At 70.6% G+C, this 16381-nt stretch carries 15 protein-coding genes; 6 read left to right on the top strand and 9 right to left on the bottom strand.

What is annotated here, in order from left to right; all coding sequences use genetic code 11:
* Nucleotides 1-5 precede the first annotated feature (5 nt).
* The 6 genes from ACIA3K_RS13750 to ACIA3K_RS13725 form a co-directional block, all read right to left on the bottom strand.
* The gene (locus ACIA3K_RS13750; RefSeq protein WP_396801174.1) at nucleotides 6-1832 is read right to left on the bottom strand and encodes a hypothetical protein; all 1827 of its coding nucleotides are present in this window, start codon (nucleotides 1830-1832) and stop codon (nucleotides 6-8) included.
* Complete coding sequence (locus ACIA3K_RS13745) at nucleotides 1829-2152, bottom strand: hypothetical protein (RefSeq protein ID WP_396801172.1); 324 nt, start codon at nucleotides 2150-2152, stop codon at nucleotides 1829-1831. Before ACIA3K_RS13745 ends, ACIA3K_RS13750 begins: the two co-directional genes overlap by 4 nt.
* On the bottom strand, nucleotides 2142-2573 hold the full coding sequence (locus tag ACIA3K_RS13740; protein ID WP_396801171.1) for a YbaB/EbfC family nucleoid-associated protein: 432 nt from the start codon (nucleotides 2571-2573) through the stop codon (nucleotides 2142-2144). Before ACIA3K_RS13740 ends, ACIA3K_RS13745 begins: the two co-directional genes overlap by 11 nt.
* 192 nt (nucleotides 2574-2765) lie before the next feature.
* Entirely contained in the window at nucleotides 2766-5108 is a 2343-nt protein-coding gene (locus ACIA3K_RS13735) for a ricin-type beta-trefoil lectin domain protein (protein WP_396801169.1), read from the bottom strand.
* Between the two features lie 436 nt (nucleotides 5109-5544).
* Entirely contained in the window at nucleotides 5545-6915 is a 1371-nt protein-coding gene (locus ACIA3K_RS13730; RefSeq protein WP_396801167.1) for a ricin-type beta-trefoil lectin domain protein, read from the bottom strand.
* Between the two features lie 353 nt (nucleotides 6916-7268).
* Nucleotides 7269-7673, bottom strand: a complete 405-nt coding sequence (locus tag ACIA3K_RS13725; protein WP_396801166.1) for an ATP-binding protein — start codon at nucleotides 7671-7673, stop codon at nucleotides 7269-7271.
* Nucleotides 7674-7878: 205 nt separating this feature from the next.
* Between ACIA3K_RS13725 and ACIA3K_RS13720 the strand changes: the two genes are divergently transcribed.
* Nucleotides 7879-8229, top strand: a complete 351-nt coding sequence (locus tag ACIA3K_RS13720; RefSeq protein ID WP_396801165.1) for an STAS domain-containing protein — start codon at nucleotides 7879-7881, stop codon at nucleotides 8227-8229.
* A gap of 8 nt (nucleotides 8230-8237) precedes the next feature.
* On the opposite strand, the gene ACIA3K_RS13715 is transcribed toward ACIA3K_RS13720, so the two are convergent.
* Nucleotides 8238-9479: a PP2C family protein-serine/threonine phosphatase gene (locus tag ACIA3K_RS13715; protein ID WP_396801164.1), complete on the bottom strand. Its 1242-nt coding sequence runs from the start codon at nucleotides 9477-9479 to the stop codon at nucleotides 8238-8240.
* Between the two features lie 152 nt (nucleotides 9480-9631).
* On the opposite strand from ACIA3K_RS13715, the gene ACIA3K_RS13710 reads away from it, so the two are divergent.
* The 3 genes from ACIA3K_RS13710 (at nucleotide 9632) to ACIA3K_RS13700 (ending at nucleotide 13186) form a co-directional block, all read left to right on the top strand.
* Entirely contained in the window at nucleotides 9632-10165 is a 534-nt protein-coding gene (locus ACIA3K_RS13710; RefSeq protein ID WP_396801162.1) for a SigE family RNA polymerase sigma factor, read from the top strand.
* The gene (locus ACIA3K_RS13705) at nucleotides 10152-11384 is read left to right on the top strand and encodes a hypothetical protein (protein ID WP_396801161.1); all 1233 of its coding nucleotides are present in this window, start codon (nucleotides 10152-10154) and stop codon (nucleotides 11382-11384) included. The genes ACIA3K_RS13710 and ACIA3K_RS13705 overlap by 14 nt, the downstream gene beginning before the upstream one ends.
* Nucleotides 11385-11764: 380 nt before the next feature.
* Nucleotides 11765-13186: a glycoside hydrolase family 6 protein gene (locus tag ACIA3K_RS13700; protein ID WP_396801159.1), complete on the top strand. Its 1422-nt coding sequence runs from the start codon at nucleotides 11765-11767 to the stop codon at nucleotides 13184-13186.
* Between the two features lie 139 nt (nucleotides 13187-13325).
* Here ACIA3K_RS13700 and ACIA3K_RS13695 read toward each other — a convergent pair whose 3' ends face one another.
* The gene (locus tag ACIA3K_RS13695; RefSeq protein WP_396801157.1) at nucleotides 13326-14399 is read right to left on the bottom strand and encodes an MFS transporter; all 1074 of its coding nucleotides are present in this window, start codon (nucleotides 14397-14399) and stop codon (nucleotides 13326-13328) included.
* Nucleotides 14396-14545 (bottom strand): hypothetical protein, encoded by a 150-nt coding sequence (locus ACIA3K_RS13690; protein ID WP_396801155.1) that lies wholly within the window; start codon nucleotides 14543-14545, stop codon nucleotides 14396-14398. The genes ACIA3K_RS13695 and ACIA3K_RS13690 overlap by 4 nt, the downstream gene beginning before the upstream one ends.
* Before the next feature lie 158 nt (nucleotides 14546-14703).
* Between ACIA3K_RS13690 and ACIA3K_RS13685 the strand changes: the two genes are divergently transcribed.
* Together ACIA3K_RS13685 and ACIA3K_RS13680 are read left to right on the top strand one after the other, a co-directional pair.
* Complete coding sequence (locus tag ACIA3K_RS13685; RefSeq protein WP_396801153.1) at nucleotides 14704-15339, top strand: CGNR zinc finger domain-containing protein; 636 nt, start codon at nucleotides 14704-14706, stop codon at nucleotides 15337-15339.
* 124 nt (nucleotides 15340-15463) lie between these two features.
* Nucleotides 15464-16351 (top strand): helix-turn-helix transcriptional regulator, encoded by an 888-nt coding sequence (locus ACIA3K_RS13680; RefSeq protein ID WP_396801151.1) that lies wholly within the window; start codon nucleotides 15464-15466, stop codon nucleotides 16349-16351.
* Nucleotides 16352-16381 lie beyond the last annotated feature (30 nt).

Below are 16381 nucleotides of genomic sequence, written 5' to 3'. Positions count from 1 at the left end.
CTCACTCACCACGGGCTCGGCGGGCGGAAGGCGTTCCACGCCTCGCCCGTGATCGTGCCCCGGGCACGGATCTCGTTGAAGCGGTCCATCGCACCGGACAACGCCGGCTCACTCAGGCCGGTGCCGCGCAGCCGGTCGGCCAGCACCGCCGGGTCGGTGTCCTGGAGCCGGGCCATCGTCTCCGGGCTCAACGGCCGGTTCATCTGCTGTGTCACGAAGTCCGATCGCAACGGCTCGGCGTTCGACTCGGGGAACGAGTAACCGTGGTCGATCGCGACCAGGCGACCGTCGGGCCCGGTCAGGTAGTTACCCATGTGCCGGTCGGTGTTGCCGCTGATGTAGTCGAGGACCGCCATCCGTTCACTCTCGGCGGTCGAGTAGGCGTTGGTGGGGCGGCCCGGGCTCGCGTTCTCCACGAACTCCTGCATCGACCCGGCCCCGTGCGGCCCGTCCCAGCGCGCCGTCGTCGGCACCAGGCCGAAGCCCAGATCCTCGTCCAGGCGCGAGGCGGCGACCTCACGCGCGGCCAACTCGTTCTCCGGGATGGTGGAACGCACCTGGACGAACTCGTTCTCCGGCACGTTCGGCTTGTAGACGCCGTGCGTACCGTCGGTGAACGTGACGTCGTACGCGTCGTTGACGTGTCCGCCGGGGTCGAGTTCGGTCATGCTGTGCACCTCCCTGCCGAGCAGCCGCAACTCGGCCTCGCTCGCATGATCGGGCATCAGCGGATCGGCGTTGGAGCCGGAGTCGGGTGCGGCGCTCCCGTCGGGGTCCGTCGGCTCTTCACCACCGTGGGACGTACCACCGTCGTGCGACGTGCCGCCGTCGTGGCCCGGCCCGCTGCTGCCCGGCCCGCTGCTGCCCGGTCCGCCACCGCCTGGCCCGCCGCCGCCCGGCCCGCCGCCGCCCGGCCCTGGCCCGCTGTCGACGTCGGGTGGCCAGTCGTCCTGCCGGGCCCGCGGCGGCGGCTGGCCGCCGCCCGCCGGGTCGGTGTAGCCGCGCGCGCCCGGACCGGGGGCCGGCATGTCGGTGGAGCGCGATCCGCCCGGGGTACGCCGGAGGCCCCGCAACGCCGTGCGCAGAGCGTCGAGCAGTTCGCCCAGCTTGGAGAGGATCGGGCGCAGGCGACTGACGCTGCGGGCCAGCGCCGTGAGGAGCCCGGAAACCTTGGCGGCCCACTTGGCGACGAGCGAGGAGACCTGCGCGGCGACCAGGGGAGTGGCCGCGCCCAGGGTCAGGCCGGCCTCGGCGAGCCACACCCACAGCCGGACGGCGAGGACCGAGACGAAGTCGGCGATGAGGTCCCGGACCAGTTCCCGGACCAGCGCCACCAGCAGGCCCGCGCCCTCGACGACGGTGCCGATCAGATTGGTGGCGTCCGCCAGGCCGGCGAGGTGACGCAGGTGCTGGTCGCTGTAGCGGCGGTACGCCTCGGACGCGGGGCCCGTCCAGGTGGCGATCTCGGTACGGACCGCCTCGGACAGGGCGGTGGCCTGGTCGCCGACCTGCCGGGAGACGTTGTGCCACGTCTGCGCGTACGCGGTGATCTGGTCCGGGTCGCCGGCCAGCCAGTCGAGGGCGTCCGAGAGTGGCTTGACGTGCTCGATGAGCCAGGCCACGCCCCACGAGACGATCGACCCGATCGGGTCGACGCAGGTCGCCAGCACCTCCATGGACGTACCGAAGCCGCCGATGGTCAGGTCGACCCAGGAGCCGCTCTCGATGCCGTTGCGCAGGTCGACCAGGCTCTCGACGAGACCGAGGCCGCTGTACGAGGTGGTGGTGTCCTGCCGGGCGGCGATCAGCGGGTTCGCCACGTCGGTGCTCACCGGTGCATCTGCCCGAGAGAAGCGGAGATCGTCGCGTCGGTGTCGTGGTAGGCGTCCACCGTCTCGTCGAGCGCCCCGGCCGCGCTGTGCAACGCCTCCTGCGCCGCCGCGAGCGCCTCGGTGGCCGGGCCCTGGAGGAAGTCCAGCAGGAAGGGGAGCGCCTGACAGACGGGCAGGTGCCCGTACGCGTCGGCACCCATCCGCACGTACGCCGCCGCGTCGTGTGCGACGCCGATCCCCGTGGAGATCCGGTCGACGGATCGGGCGTGGGTGGTCACCGCCGCCGTGGTGACCTCGAAGCCGGCTGCCTCAGCGCCCACGGTCACCCCACGAGCCGTACCCCTGTTCGTCCTCCTCGGGCACCTCCGGGAAGCGCGACTCGTAGCTGCCCACGACGGCGCGGGCGGTCTCGGAGTCGGCGCCCACGGTCTCGGCGGCCGCCTCGGCCACCTGCGGCGCCAACCGGCCCTGGGCCCGGCGCATCACGGCCAGCACCTCGGCGGCGATCTCGTCCGCCCGCCAGCGCAGCACCCGGTCGTCGAGCCGCAGGTCGGTCATGGCGCCGGACGCCGCGACGGTGACCTGGACCGCGCCGTCCGCGCCCTCGGCGGTCGCCGACATCGTCGCCACGCGCTCGGACAACTCGTGCGCACGGGCGGCCCGCTCGGAGATGCCCGCCGCCCAGGAAGCGACGAATTCTTCGGTCGCCGCGCCGAAGTCCGCGTTCGGGAACTGCGCCATCAGACCTCCCCCGGGTAACCACCGCCGGCCGCACCCGGGAGGGCCCGAGGCGGCGCAGCCAGCACACGATACGCCCTCACCCTCCGACGTGGAGTCCGTGCCGGCCGCCCGAACTGCGACTCCCGGCCGCTCGGGTGAGCGGCCGGGAGCCATCGATCAGGGGTACGGGTCTGGCGTGGACCCGCTACCCGTTCACCCGCGGATCCACTGCTGGTTGCTGCCGCCGGTGCACGTCCAGATCTGCACGGCGGTGCCGTTGGCCGTGCCCGCGCCGTTGACGTCCAGGCAGAGTCCCGAGGCGACGCCGGTGATCGTGCCATCGCCGTTGACCCGCCACTGCTGGCCGCCGCCGCCGTTGCAGGTCATGATCCGCGCGCGGCTCCCGGTCGAGCTGCTGGCCACGTCGAGGCACTTGTTGCCGTAGACGGTGAGCTGGTTGCTGCTGGTGAGCGTCCACTGCTGGTTGGCTCCGCTGTTGCAGTCCCAGATCTGCACGACCGAGCCGTCGGCCTGGCTCTGGCCGTTGACGTCCAGGCACCGGTTCGAGCCCGCGCCCCGGATCGTCCCGGTCGGACCGGGTTCACCGGAGTTGCCGACCGCCGTGACGGAGAGGTTGTCGAACTGGGCGCTGACTCCCTGACCCGTGCCGTAACCGATCTGGCCGGCGACCCAGGTCGAATCGGAGGCCGTGCCGACGGTGGCGCCGTCGATGCTCGCCGTGAGGGTGCTGCCGTTGAGCGTCAACGCCAGGGTGTGCCAGCGCCCGGTGCCCAGCGCCGAGGTGTTCCCGCTGGCCAGCGTGCGCCAGTTGCCGCTGGTGTTGTTGCTCCGGATCGACCACGCGCCACCGTCGGTCACCCGGAAGTAGTAGCCGTTCAGGTTCTGCGGCCCCTGGTGGTTGTACGTGTTCGCCCGCCCGATGAGCTGCGCGTAGCCGGACTTCTCCAGCATGACGTCCGAGGAGAGCGTGTAGTTGCGCCAGCTCAGGTCACCCAACAGCGTGTACGGCTCGGCCTGGCCGGACGTCCAGAAGATCGGCGTCTGCTCCGACATCTGACGGACGCACCGGCCGGAGTGGCCGCCCCCGCAGGTGGCGATCTCGAACGAACCCTGCTGGTCCATCAGGTACTTGGCCTCACGTCCGACGTCGTAGCTGTCGAACGTGTCGCTGTACGGCAGCTTCAGGGTGCCCTGCGCCGGGCTGGTCGCCGTGCCCTTGCCCTGCCCGCTGGTGGTGGTGATGCTGTAGACGTAGCCGGGCTGGACGGTGAGCGAGAAGCGGCCACCGCTCGGGGTGAGGTCGCTGCCCCGGACGAAGTGGTCGGCGGTGTTGTTCGACCTGACGTTCGTCGACCAGACGCGGACGGTGCCGGTGGACAGTCCGCCGGTGACGGTGAAGTCGAGGGTCTGCGCCGATCCGGCGTCCATCGTCTCGATGATGGTGCTGTAGTCGCTGTTGTTGGTGGACTTGAGCGACACGTAGCTGCCGTTGTTGCGGTTACCGCCGAGGTAGCCGCTCGATCCGTCGAGGTAGCGCCAGCCCGGTGCGGTGAACTGCGTGGTCTGCGCCATTACCCACGCGCTCTTGCCAATTGAGTAGGCACCGGACCAGGGCTGCTGGGCCACCGCCACGCCCGTGGTCGCCCACGGGATGTTGGGGGTGATGGCGGCGATGGCGGGCCAGTTGATGTAGCCGGTCATCTTGCCGTCGATGTAGCCACGGTTGATGCCCCGGGCGAGCGCCTGCGCTCCGGCGTTGTAGTCGTCGGAGCCGTTCTCGCTGGCCCAGAGCGCCTTGCCCGTGGAGATCGCGTTGTTCGAACTGGGGCAACTGCTCTGGGCGCTGCGGTAGCCGCAGACGTAGTGGCTGCCGAAGACCTGTACGGCGTTGGCGAACGCCGGATCGCGCAGCGACTCGTCGGCGGCACCCCAGCCGAAGTCGTCCGAGGCCACGATCTTGACGTTGCTGTAGCCACGGGAGTTGAGGGTCGAGCGAAGGTTCTTGTACCAGGTGGCGTTGTAGCCCTTCTCGTTCCACCCACCGAGGTAGTTGATGGTCAACCCGTGGGTGCCCGCGCAGTCCAGCCAGGCGACCAGGTACTCGATCGAGTCGTTGGACCAGAAGTTGCCGTTGCCGATCCAGCCCGGCGCACCCCACGCCAGGCCCGCCAGGGCGATGTTGGGGTTGCGCGTCCGCGCCTGCTCCATGAGCCACCACTCGTACCCCCGGTTGCAGTTGATGCTGCCCCGGGTGTGCTCGTGGCTGGGCTCGGCGCCGGAGGTCGAGTTGGTGTCGCCACCGATCTCGGTCTTCAACAGCTGCATCGCCGCGCCGCGGCCCGGCTTGAACAGGTAGTCCAGGATGTCGCTGCGCTGCGGTTCCGGGTAGTCGATCAGCAGCCTGCTGTTGCCACCGCCGCCGCTGACCGCGCCGATCCCGTCGAGCGCCCTTCCGCCGGACCCGCCGTTGATCGTGATGGCGGTCGCCGCCTGAGCGGGGGAGGCGACGGCGGTCAGTACGGCTGCCGCCCCCATGAGCGCCCCCACCAGCGCGGCCGTTAACCGACGTGGACGTCGCGTGTGTCGCCATGACCGGCGTCGTGCCGCCTCGCCAGCACCGCGCTGACGACCCTCTCTACCGAACATCTGATTCGCCTCCCGGACCGTCCCGACACCCGAAGCCGTACGGCAGGTTGTCGAGCTGTCGCAAGGCACTGGGCCGATGATCGAAGATCGTTGATGAGCAGACGTCATATGTTATGCACCGCATAGATCGACGGTCAATGCCACTAGCTCGCCCAATTACCGCCATTTGCGTCGACGGACTTCGAGTGGCGGCAAAGAAAGATTCGATGAATGCCGTCTGTCGGTGGGGTGCCGGGGTGGCTCGGCGGCGAACCGTCCGGCTCCGCCGCCGAGCCGGACCGTGGTGCGCCAGCACCACGGTCCTACCGTCGCGAGACCGCTTGGCTCAGCTTCGGGTCCACCGCTGGTTGGCGGCGCCGTTGCAGTCCCGGATCTCGGCGCGCGTGCCGTTGGCGGTCCCGTTGTTGACCAGGGCGAGGCACCGACCGGACCCGACCCCGGTGATCGAGCCGTCGGAGTTGAACTGCCACCGCTGGTTTGACTGGCCGTTGCAGTCCCAGATGATCACCGAGCTGCCGTTCGCCGTGGCGGCGCCGTTGACGTCGAGACACTTGCCGCCGAACACCCGCAGTTCCTGCGACGCCGTCGAGGTCCAGCTCTGGTTGCTCTGGCCGTGGCAGTCCCAGATGATCGCCGCCGAGCCGTTCGCCTGCGAGGCGCCGTTGACGTCCAGGCAGCGGCCGGAGGCGGTGTTGCGCACCGCCGACGTGCTGCTCGGTGGCGGGGTGGTCGGGTTGCCGGTGGGCGACACGGTCGGGCTCGGCGTCGGGTCGGTGCTGCTGAACTGCGTGAAGAACCGCCACACCTCGCCCTTGGTCCAGGTCCGCGCGCCGCTGTCCCCGCCGCCGTCCACCGGGCCGGGGGTGTGCCCGCCGTCGAAGGCGGCCCAGACCACGGGATAGCCGGACCGGCAGCCGGAGTACGTGGTGGTGATGTGGGTCAGGCTGCCCGCCCTCGGCTCGGGAGGGCTCTGTGCCGTGCACCCGTTGTTCCGCACGAACGTGTCCCGCAGGGACCGCCCGGCGGAGACGTTGAGCACCGGGTCCCCGATGCCGTGGATGCCCATGTACGCGATCGGCTGAGTGCCGCCGCCGCAACCGCTGAGCTGGCCGCCGGAGTAGACCGCGACGGCGCGGAAGACGTTGGCGCGGGAGCAGGCCAGCGAGTAGCTCATGCCTCCGCCGTAGCTGAAGCCGAGCGCGAAGAGCTGCGACGTGTCGACGCAGAGGTCGGCCTCGATCAGGCTGATCATGTTGTCGACGAAGGTGACGTCCTGGCCGCCGGGGTTGGCCCAGCCGTTCCCGTTGCCCTGGGGGGCGACGAAGATGGTGCTGTTGTTGGCCTGCTGGCGCAGCCCGTAGTAGGACCAGGCCGCACCGTCCGACCCGCCGCCGTCGACGTCGTTCATGGTGCCGCCGTTCCAGTGGAATCCGAAGATCAGCCGGTACGGGTGGTTCCGGTCGTAGTTGTCAGGGATCCGCAGGATGAAACTACGGTTCTGACCGCTGCTCTGGATGGACCGTTGACCGCTGGTCAGCGTGGGCGCCTTGCCGCACCCGGCGGTTGCTGCGGCCGCTGCGACGTTCGCGGCCGACGCGGTGGTGCTCACGCCACCGGTCACTATCGCCGCACCCACGGTCGCGACGACGAGCGCCGCCGTCGCAAGAGAACCGAGGATGGGTCTACGTCCTGTCATGATGGGCTCCCGCCAATCGGCACGAAGTGATAGGTGAGGGGATCCACGGCGACCACGACACGCCACCGCTCACCGCTGCCGACGCCGCTCGGCGCGGACGAAACCCCGATGCGGTGTGCCCACGCACCGACCGGCTCGTCGCCACGGGTCTGCACCGCTGGTTCCGCCGCCCAAGCGGGACCAGAGGGTCGTCGAATCGTCGGTGGCCACGTCGTACGCCCGAACGCCACGCCCGGCCGTCGATCGGAGCACCCGGTCCACGGCCGAATCGATTCGGCCCCGACGCTAGATCTGGCAGTGAAATATGTCAATGCTGTGTCGAGTGGGTTGCGACCCGACGCGAGGGGCCGGCGCTACGGCGCTGTTCCTACCTCGCCGAGGTTCTTGGTGATGCGCAGCAGCACCTGGTCCGGTGGTCCGTCGACGAAGGTGGCCGCGTCGGAGAGCGCGGCGATCAGCGGTAGTCCACGGCCGCCGATGGTCAGCGGCGCGGGAAGGTCGGCGTCGAGCTTGGCAGCGGCCGGGGTGCTGCCCCGGTTGCCGACCTCGATGACACAGACGTCGTCGTCGATGCTGATCGTGAGGTCGACGGCGCTGCTGGGATCGGCGTGGATCACCGCGTTCGAGCACGCCTCGCTGATCACGACCGCCAGGTTGGCGCGAACCTCGTCGCCGATGTCGGTCAGGCTGAGCAGGGTGGCGAGGATGTGCCGGGCTCGGGCCACCGCCGACGGCTGGCGCGGGAGCGACACTGTCATGCCCACCCGCATCGCTCGACCCCCTCGCAGACCCGTGCGTCGCCAGCCCGGATCACCCTGTCATACCCACGGCCGGGTGCCCCGATACCCGTGCCGCCATGACGGATCGGGAACCTTCGGAAGGCGTTCGGTGTCGGCATCTGGCACGGTAGGGGGCGAGCAGGCACCGCACAGCGGGTCGGCGCAGCGCACGTGAGGGGGAGTGGTGGATTTCGCGTTGGCAACCCGGCGAGGGCGTGTCGGCACGGTGGTGGAGGTCGCCGGCGATCTGGACATGAGCACCACACCGCGTCTGCGGGACGGGCTGCTGGAGGTGGTCGAGAGCGGCGCCCGGGTGGTGGTGGTCGACCTCGCCGCCGTCGGGTTCATGGACTCCAGCGGCCTGGGCGCACTCGTGATCGCCTACAAGGCGATGCGGGCGCGGGACGGCTGGCTCGGTCTGGCCGGAGTCCAGCCGTCGGTACGCAAGGTGCTGTCGATCACGTCGGTGGATCGGGTCATCGAATCCTTCGACACCGTGCAGGACGCCGAGGAGGCGTCCCCGGCGGCGTCCTGACCGTCGTCTCAGTGGGTGCTGGCGCGGGCGATGTCAGCGCCGGCGGCGGTACGGCGTGGCCCGTGGCCGTCGTACCAGTCGATGATGAGCAGGGTCGCGTCGTCGGCCAGCACCGGGCCGGCGATCGCCAGCACCCTGTCCGAGAGCGCCCGGACCGCCTCGCGCGGGTGCAGGTGGGCGATCTCGAGCAGCGCCGCGACCAGGTCGAGGTCGGCGGCGTTGCGTTCGCGCATCCCGTCGGTGACGATCACCAGCCGGTCGCCGGGGAGCAGGGAGATCTCCCTGCTGCGGTAGCGCTCCTCGGGGAACATGCCCAGCGGGAAGTTGCTGGGCAGCTCCACCGGTACGACCCGGTCGCCCCGGACCAGCAGCGGCGGGACGTGCCCCGCGTTGAGCAGTTCGCAGCGACCGGTACGCAGGTCCATCCGGCCGAGCACGGCGGTCACGTACGCCCCGGGCACGTTGGCGTTGTCCGCGACAGCCCGGCTGGCCTGGTCGGCCTGCGCGACGAGGCTGTCGCCACGACGGCGGGTGTTCCGCAGGCTGCCCACCCCGAGGGTGGCGGTCAGCGCGCTGGCCACGCCGTGCCCCATCGCGTCGGTGACGCTGACGTGCAGCAGGTCCCGGGCGAGGCTGTAGTCGAAGGTGTCCCCACCGACACTGGCCGCCGGTTCCAGCCATCCGGACAGCGCGAAGGCGCCGGCCTCGCAGGTGAACGCGGCGGGCAGCAGCCGGCGCTGGATCTCCGCGGAGAGGGTGAACGGGCTGCTGCGCTGACCCCACTCGAACAGGTCGGTGTGCCGACGGTTGGCGATGACCACGAACGCCAGCGCGTGCGCGGTCCGGGCGATCTGCGTGATGACCGACTCGTCCGGTTTCTCGGGAAGGGCGATCTCCAGCAGGCCGATGGCCTCGCCGCGTTCGGTGACCGGCGCCAGCACGGTCCACCGGCCGTCACCCGGGAGCACCCGGGTGCTCTGCTGGCGAAGGACCTGCTCGTAGGGGCCGCCGTCGAACGGCAGGACCTCGGCGGCCTCCTCGTCCTGGCGACGGCCCGGACCGTCGGGGGTCGGTTGGTGGGTCAGCCGGACCAGCGCGCGACCGCTGAGGTCGGCGATCAGCAGCGAGACACTTGACGCGTGCAGCGCCGCGGCGATGGTGCCCGTGACCGCCTCGACCGCCTCCACCGGGGCGGCGTCCTCGGCCGCCTGCAACACCCCGGTCAGCACCGCCTGTCCGCTGTCGTCCACCCGTCGAGCATAAGCACTCGCGGCGGCGGTCAGCTCCCGGCCAGCGGACGTGACGGTGACATCGCTCGGTAGTCACACAACTACTTGTCCGGCCGATGCAACTTCCCGGTACGGCGTTTCCGTTCTATCTCCGGCACGAGGAGGCAGTCGACGTGAAAGCCGAAGACGAGCAGGCGTTCCGCGAGTTTGTGACGTCAGAGATGGCGTCACTGCGCAAGCTGGCGTACGTGACCTGCGGCGACTGGCACACGGCGGAGGACGCCGTCGCCAACGCGCTGATCAAGCTCTACCCGCGGTGGCGCAAGCTGGACCGACCCGATCTGTACGTCAAGACCATGGTCTATCGGGCCGCGATCGACGAGACCCGTCGGCCGTGGCGGCGCGAGCGGCCGACCGGTGATGCCATGCCGGACGTGGTGGTGCGGGATCCGTCCGCCGCGGCGGACGAGCGGATGCGCCTGCGGGTGGCGCTCGACGCGGTGCCGGCCCGGCAGCGGGCTGCGGTCGTGCTCCGGCACTACCTGGGTCTGAGCCTGGAGGACACGGCGGGCGTCCTCAACTGCACGGTCGGCGCGGCGAAGAGCCAGGCCTCGCGGGGCCTGGCGAAGCTGCGCGAGTCACTCGCCGGCGAACGCGTCAATCTCACCGGGAAGCCGATGGAGGAGTGGACCAATGCAGTTGCGTGACCTGGTGGACACGGTGACGGGCGACGAACCGCCGATGGCCCGTACCGTCGACGACATCATCGCGTCGGGGCGGCGGGCCGAGCGGCGTCGCCGCGCGGGGTTCGCGTCGGCCGGCGCGGCGGGCCTGGTCGCGGTCGCGGTCGCCGGCGTGCTCGTCCTGCCCGCCCTGGGCGCCGAACAGAAGACCACGCCGGCTCCGGCCGGCGCGACGACGTCCACGCCCGGCCAGGTCGCGTGGTCCGACGCCGAGCCGTTCACCTTCACCTTCACCGGGTACGACGCCGGCACGCTGCACGTGCAGGACCCGATCGTCGCGTCCACCGCGTACCAGATCGCCTCCGTCTACTCCGACCGTCACGACTCGAACGACAGGCCGGTGAGCGAGGAGGAGGCCGACGCCCCGGGCGTCGGCACCGAGATGGAGAGCAAGAAGGGGGCCGCCGACGACAAGCCGAACCTGTGGGCCTACCTGACCGTCTACCGACCGGGCGCCTTCGACGTCACCGGCATCAAGGGCGGCACGAGCGTCACCGTGGCGGGGCGCAAGGCCGTGCGGGCGACCCTGCCGGTCGGCCTCGACCTGCGCAACGAGCCGGACACGCGCAACAAGCTGTTCGCCTGGGAGTACACCGACAACGCCTGGGCCGCTGTCACCTCGGTCTCCACGGACGAGGCCACGCCGAGCTTCCAGGACCTGAGCGGCCTGGTCGAGGGCCTGAAGCCCAGCCGGCTGACGCCGGCCCTGGTGCCGTTCACGGTGGGCTACGTTCCGGCCGGCTACCAGCCGCTGCAGATCGGCACGCACGCGATGCCGGGCCTCAGCGGCATCGCGGCGGCCCGCGCCGGTGACTACGGGGGCGCGACGTACTCCAAGCCCGCCGCGCCGACCTCGGGTCTGACCGCGCCCTACGACTCGGCCGAGGACGGGATCGAGAACGGGTTCAACATCTTCGTCACCCCGAACACCAGCTCGAACCAGTCGCCCGAACCCGGCGCCACCAGGTGCTACGCCGCGTCCGAAGAAAGCGGCCGGAAGGCCGACGGCGGCTTCTGCAACATCTGGAGCGCCGACGGCACGGTCGTCCTCCAGGTCAGCTCCGGGGGTCTCGGTGACCAGCTGCCCCAGGCCGAGCTGGAGAAGATCGCCAAGGGGATCACGGTGGCCGATGTCCGCGACGAGTCGACCTGGACCCCCGCCGCGACGGCCCTTCGCCCGTAGCCGCTGCGCCCGGCGGTGACCGTACGCTCGGATCCGGTCACCGTCGGGGTCGGCTCGTATCAGGCACCGGGAGCGGAACCACCGCCTCGAACGCCCAGCCACCTTTCCAGCCGCCCGGCACGAGCACGAACGTCGCCACGTCTTCCTCCTCTGCCGCCCCCGAGGCTGGTCGTCGCCCGAGGCTGGTCGCCGCCTGGGTCACCGTCGCCGTCCTGCTGAGCCGGGAGGCGTGCGGCGGCATCGCGTCCGGCCAGCAACGCCCGCCGCCGGTCGTACACCGGAAGTTTCGCGCACCTTGGCAGCGGCGCGCGCCTCCGCTACCTTCATGGGAACGCTCCCATGAACTTAGATACATCAATGTGATCAGGAGGAAACACGACGTGGCTATCCTCTCCCTCCGGCGACGCAGATCCACGGCCCTCAGCGTGGCCGCGGTCGCGGGCGCTGCCGCCGCCGGCGTATGCCTCGCCGTCAGCAGCGCGTCTGCCGGCACGATCTCCGGGCCGCTCTACCGCGACCCGAGTTCGGCGGTCGTACGCTGGGTCGCCGCCAACCCCGGTGACTCGCGCGCCGCCGTCATCCGCGACAAGATCGCGAGCCAGCCGCAGGCCCGCTGGTTCGCCAACTTCAACATCTCGACGGCGCAGTCCGAGGCCGCCGCGTACGTGGGCGCCGCCAACGCCGCGCAGCAGATCCCGGTGATCGCGGTGTACCAGATCACCAACCGGGACTGTGGCGGGGCCAGCGCCGGTGGTGCGCCGGACCTCAACCAGTACCAGAGCTGGGTGTCCAACTTCTCCCGGGGACTGGGCAACCAGACGGTCATCATCATCCTGGAGACCGACTCGCTCGCCCTGCTGACCTGCCTGAACAGCAGCGAGATCAACGCCCGTAACCAGGCGATCTCGACGGCCACCCGCACCATCAAGTCGGCCAACCCCAACGCCAAGGTCTACCTCGACGCCGGCCACTCCACCTGGAACAGCGCGGGTGAGACGGCCAACCGGCTGCGGGCAGCCGGCGTGCAGTACGCCGACGGCTTCTTCAGCAACGTGTCGAACTACAACTCGACCTCCAGCGAGGCCAACTTCGGTCGCGCGGTGATCTCCTCCCTCAACGGGATGGGCATCTCGGGCAAGCGCCAGGTGATCGACACCAGCCGCAACGGGGGCGCCAGCGGAGACTGGTGCGGAGACGACAACACCGACCGGCGTATCGGGATGTACCCGACGACGAACACCGGCGACAGCAACATCGACGCGTACCTCTGGGTGAAGCCTCCGGGCGAGGCCGACGGCTGCCGCTACACCGCCGGTTCGTTCCAGCCCGACCTGGCCTACAGCCTGGCCAACGGCGTGCCCAACCCGCCCACGACGGCCCCGCCGACGACCCCGCCGCCGACGTCCGCCCCGCCGACCACGCCGCCTCCGACCACGCCTCCGCCGACGACCCCGCCGCCCACCACGCCCCCGCCCACCACGCCCCCGCCCACCACGCCTCCGCCGACCGGTAACGGCTGCTCCGCGTCGGTGGCTCTCAACCAGTGGTCCGGTGGCTTCACCGCGAGCGTGACGGTCACCGCCGGCTCCGCTGACATCAACGGCTGGACCGTGACCATCACGCTGCCCAGCGGCGCTGCGGTCACCGGTGTCTGGAACGCGCAGGCCAGCGGCACGAGCGGAACCGTCCGGTACACCAACGTGGGCTACAACGGACACGTGGGCGCCGGGCAGTCGACCAACTTCGGCTTCCAGGGCACCGGCACCGGCCCGGGCGCGACGGCCAGCTGCGCGGCCGCCTGACCCCAACCGAAGTCACGGCCCGGCGCGGAGGAGCACCTCCGCGCCGGGCCGGCACCATCGGGGGGTACGGGGCCAGACCGGCCAGCGGCGGAGGAACGACTCAGCGATCGGCACCGTACGGCTGCTCGCCGCCTGGGACTCAAGCGTGAGCCGCGGACTGTCCGATCGGTCGCGGGTCGGGATCGCGACGGGCCGTTCCGTGCGCTCGTCTTCGCCTACGGGACGTTTCGTGGCCGGCGAGCAACGCCAACGCCGTGGCCGTCAGCAGTCCACCGAACAACGGGACGACGCGTGCCCCGGCCGTCGCGAGCAGACCCGCTCCGATGAGCGACCCCGCCGCGAGGCCGACGTTGAACGCGACGCTGAGGCTGGCCGACGCCATGTCGGTGGTCGACGGGGCGACCTGCATGATGCGGTGCTGGATCCCCGCGATCAGTGAACTGAACGACATCCCCGCCACGGCGAGCAACGGGATCGCCGCCACCTTGCTCGCGCCGATCCCGTAGAGGCCGAGCATCGCGGCGGTGAGCAGCCCGAGCAGGCCCAGCACGACACCGAGCGGAAACCGGTCCAGGACCCGACCGACCGCCCAGGTGCCGACGACGCCGAACGAGCCTTGAACGAAGAGCAGCAAGCCGAGAGACGCGGTGGCGAATCCGCTCACGTCCAGGAGGAAGACGGTCATGTACGTGAAGGCGCCCATGGCGCCGGTGACCGCGAGAATGGTGGCGACGAGGAGCACGGCGAAGCGCTGTCGGTCCGGCATCGAGCCGATGTCTCCCGCACTCTGTCGTGGTGTGACAGTCGGCAGGAGCAGGGTGATCGCAAGGCAGATGGCGAAGCCGAGGACGGCCATCGCGGCGAAGGCGGCCCGCCACCCGAACTCCCCGCCCAGCCAGGTGCCCAGCGGTACGCCGAGGACCGGTCCGAGCGCGTTACCGATCGAGAGCCGAGCCACGACGCGGCCCCGAACGTTCGCCGGAAACATCGAGATCGCTACGGGAAACACCACTGCCCAGAAGACGCCGTTGGTGGTGGCGGACACCAGTCGTGCGGCGAGGAGCACCTTGTAGGAGTCGGCGAAGGCCGACACCGTCGTCGCGGCGGCGAAGACACCCAGGGTGCCGGCGAGGAGAGGGCGCCGTGGCACTCGCCGGGTGACCCGGGTCAGCGGGAGGGCCACGATCATGACCACGACGGCGTACCCGGTCACCAGCAGGCCGGCCTCGGACCTGGAGCGTCCCAGGTCTGCGCGATCAGCGTGAGCAACCCGATCGGCAGCACCTCGGTGGTGACGTAACAGAACGTGGCGGCGGACAAGGCGACGAGGGCATGGACCGCGCGTCGAGGGTGCGCCATCGGCTACCTCCCAATCCTCACAGGTCGTCATTGATTCCAGCTAACCATGATTAGACGGTAGCGTGAAGACATAGATGCTCTCTGTTGTCGCGGAGCATTGGATCGGGGCCGCCCGTATGGCAACCGTCTTCAGCTTTTTAGGTGGTAGCCTGATCGGCATGCCCCTCGATGTGTCCGAGCTGCCGTTGGTCGGCGGGCACCCGGCGCTCGACCTGGTCAACACCCTCGAACGAGGCGGCAACTCGCCGCCCCATGACTTCCTGTCCGACAGCTCCGCCCTGCTGAGCTGGTCGGTCCGGGTGGGGATGATCAGCGACGCGGAGGCCGACCAGGTCGACCGGGCGTGGCACGACGAGCCGGCGGCGGCGCACGCGGGGCTCACCGCCGTGCGGGACATCCGTGAGGGGCTCCACCTCGTGATGCTCGCGGTCATCACCGATGTGGACGGTGACACCGTCGCAGCCGGTGCCGCGCTGGTCGGACTGCACGAGCGTTGGTCGGGCGCGGCCGCTCGCGCGAGACTGGTGCTCGGCCCGTCGCAGGTGCGGCTGGCCTACGGCACGGTGCCCGCCATGTTGGTGCCCGACCGGACCGCCGAGGCCGCCTTCGACATGCTGACCGCCGATCTGATCCGGGTAAGCCGCTGCCCGGTGCGTGAAGGTGGCTGTGGCTGGCTGTTCCTCGACCAGAGCCGCAACGGTTCCCGTCGCTGGTGCCGCATGGCTGACTGCGGCAACGTGGTGAAGGCGCGACGGCTCACCGAGCGCCGCCGGGCAGCCCGATCACCCTCGTAGACATCGGTCGACGTTCGACGGGCCGTGCGCCGCACCTGCGCGGCCCGCTGGTCGGCCTCGCCCTGCGGTGCCTACCACTGCCAGGGAGTGGTTGGCGCAGGCAGGGCTGACAATACTTCGAGTCATGAACGCGAGAGGACAGCTCGGCGACTTCCTCCAGGCCCGGCGCTCTCAGCTGCGCCCGGAGGACACTGGCGTGCCGACATACGGTGAGCGGCGGCGCGTTCGCGGACTACGCCGGGAGGAACTGGCCCTGTTGGCGGGAGTGAGCGTTTCGTACTACTCCCGGTTGGAGCAGGGTCAGGCGGTGAACGCCTCTCCTGAGGTGCTCGACGCGCTCGCCCGGGCGTTGCGGCTCGACGACGCGGAACGCCGCCACCTCGGCGAGCTCGCGGCGGGAACCCGCCGCCGGCCCGCCGCGCGTCGCCCGGCTCCGGAGCGGGTGAGCCCAGCGGTCCGCCAGCTCGTCGCGGTGCTCGGGGACGTACCGGTGGTGGTGCTCGGCCGCCGGTCCGACGTGCTGGCCTGGAACACCGCAGGCCAAGCCCTCTTCGCCGGCCACCTGCCTCGGGAGATCCCTGAGCGGCCGGGCCGGTACGTGAACATGGCGCGGCTGGTGTTCCTGGACGCGCACACCCGCGATCTGTATGCGGACTGGCCCACCAAGGCCCGCGCGGTGGTGGCGACGCTCCGGATGGCTTCCGGGCAGCACCCGGACGATCCGCTGATGGCCGCGCTCGTCGGCGAGTTGACGGTACGGAGTCCCGAGTTCGCCGCCATGTGGGCCGACCACCGGGTGAAGGCCGGCGGCGACACCGTCTACCAGATGCGTCACCCGCTGGTTGGCGCGATGGACGTGACGCAGCAGACCCTGCGTACCGAGGACGGCCAGACCGTCGTGGTCGCCACCACCGAGCCCGGCTCCGCGTCCCACGCCGCGATGACGTTGCTCGTACACGGTGCCGTCACCACCCGTACCGGCGCTGTCCAGCCGGCTGCCCTGCGCGACTGACACCACCTGACCAACTCGACAAGAGGTGCT

This window comes from Micromonospora sp. NPDC051543, assembly GCF_044454415.1.
In the GTDB taxonomy this organism is placed as follows: domain Bacteria; phylum Actinomycetota; class Actinomycetes; order Mycobacteriales; family Micromonosporaceae; genus Micromonospora.
The sequence above is the reverse complement of the archived record's forward strand: the minus strand, read 5'-3'. Positions and strand labels throughout refer to the sequence as shown.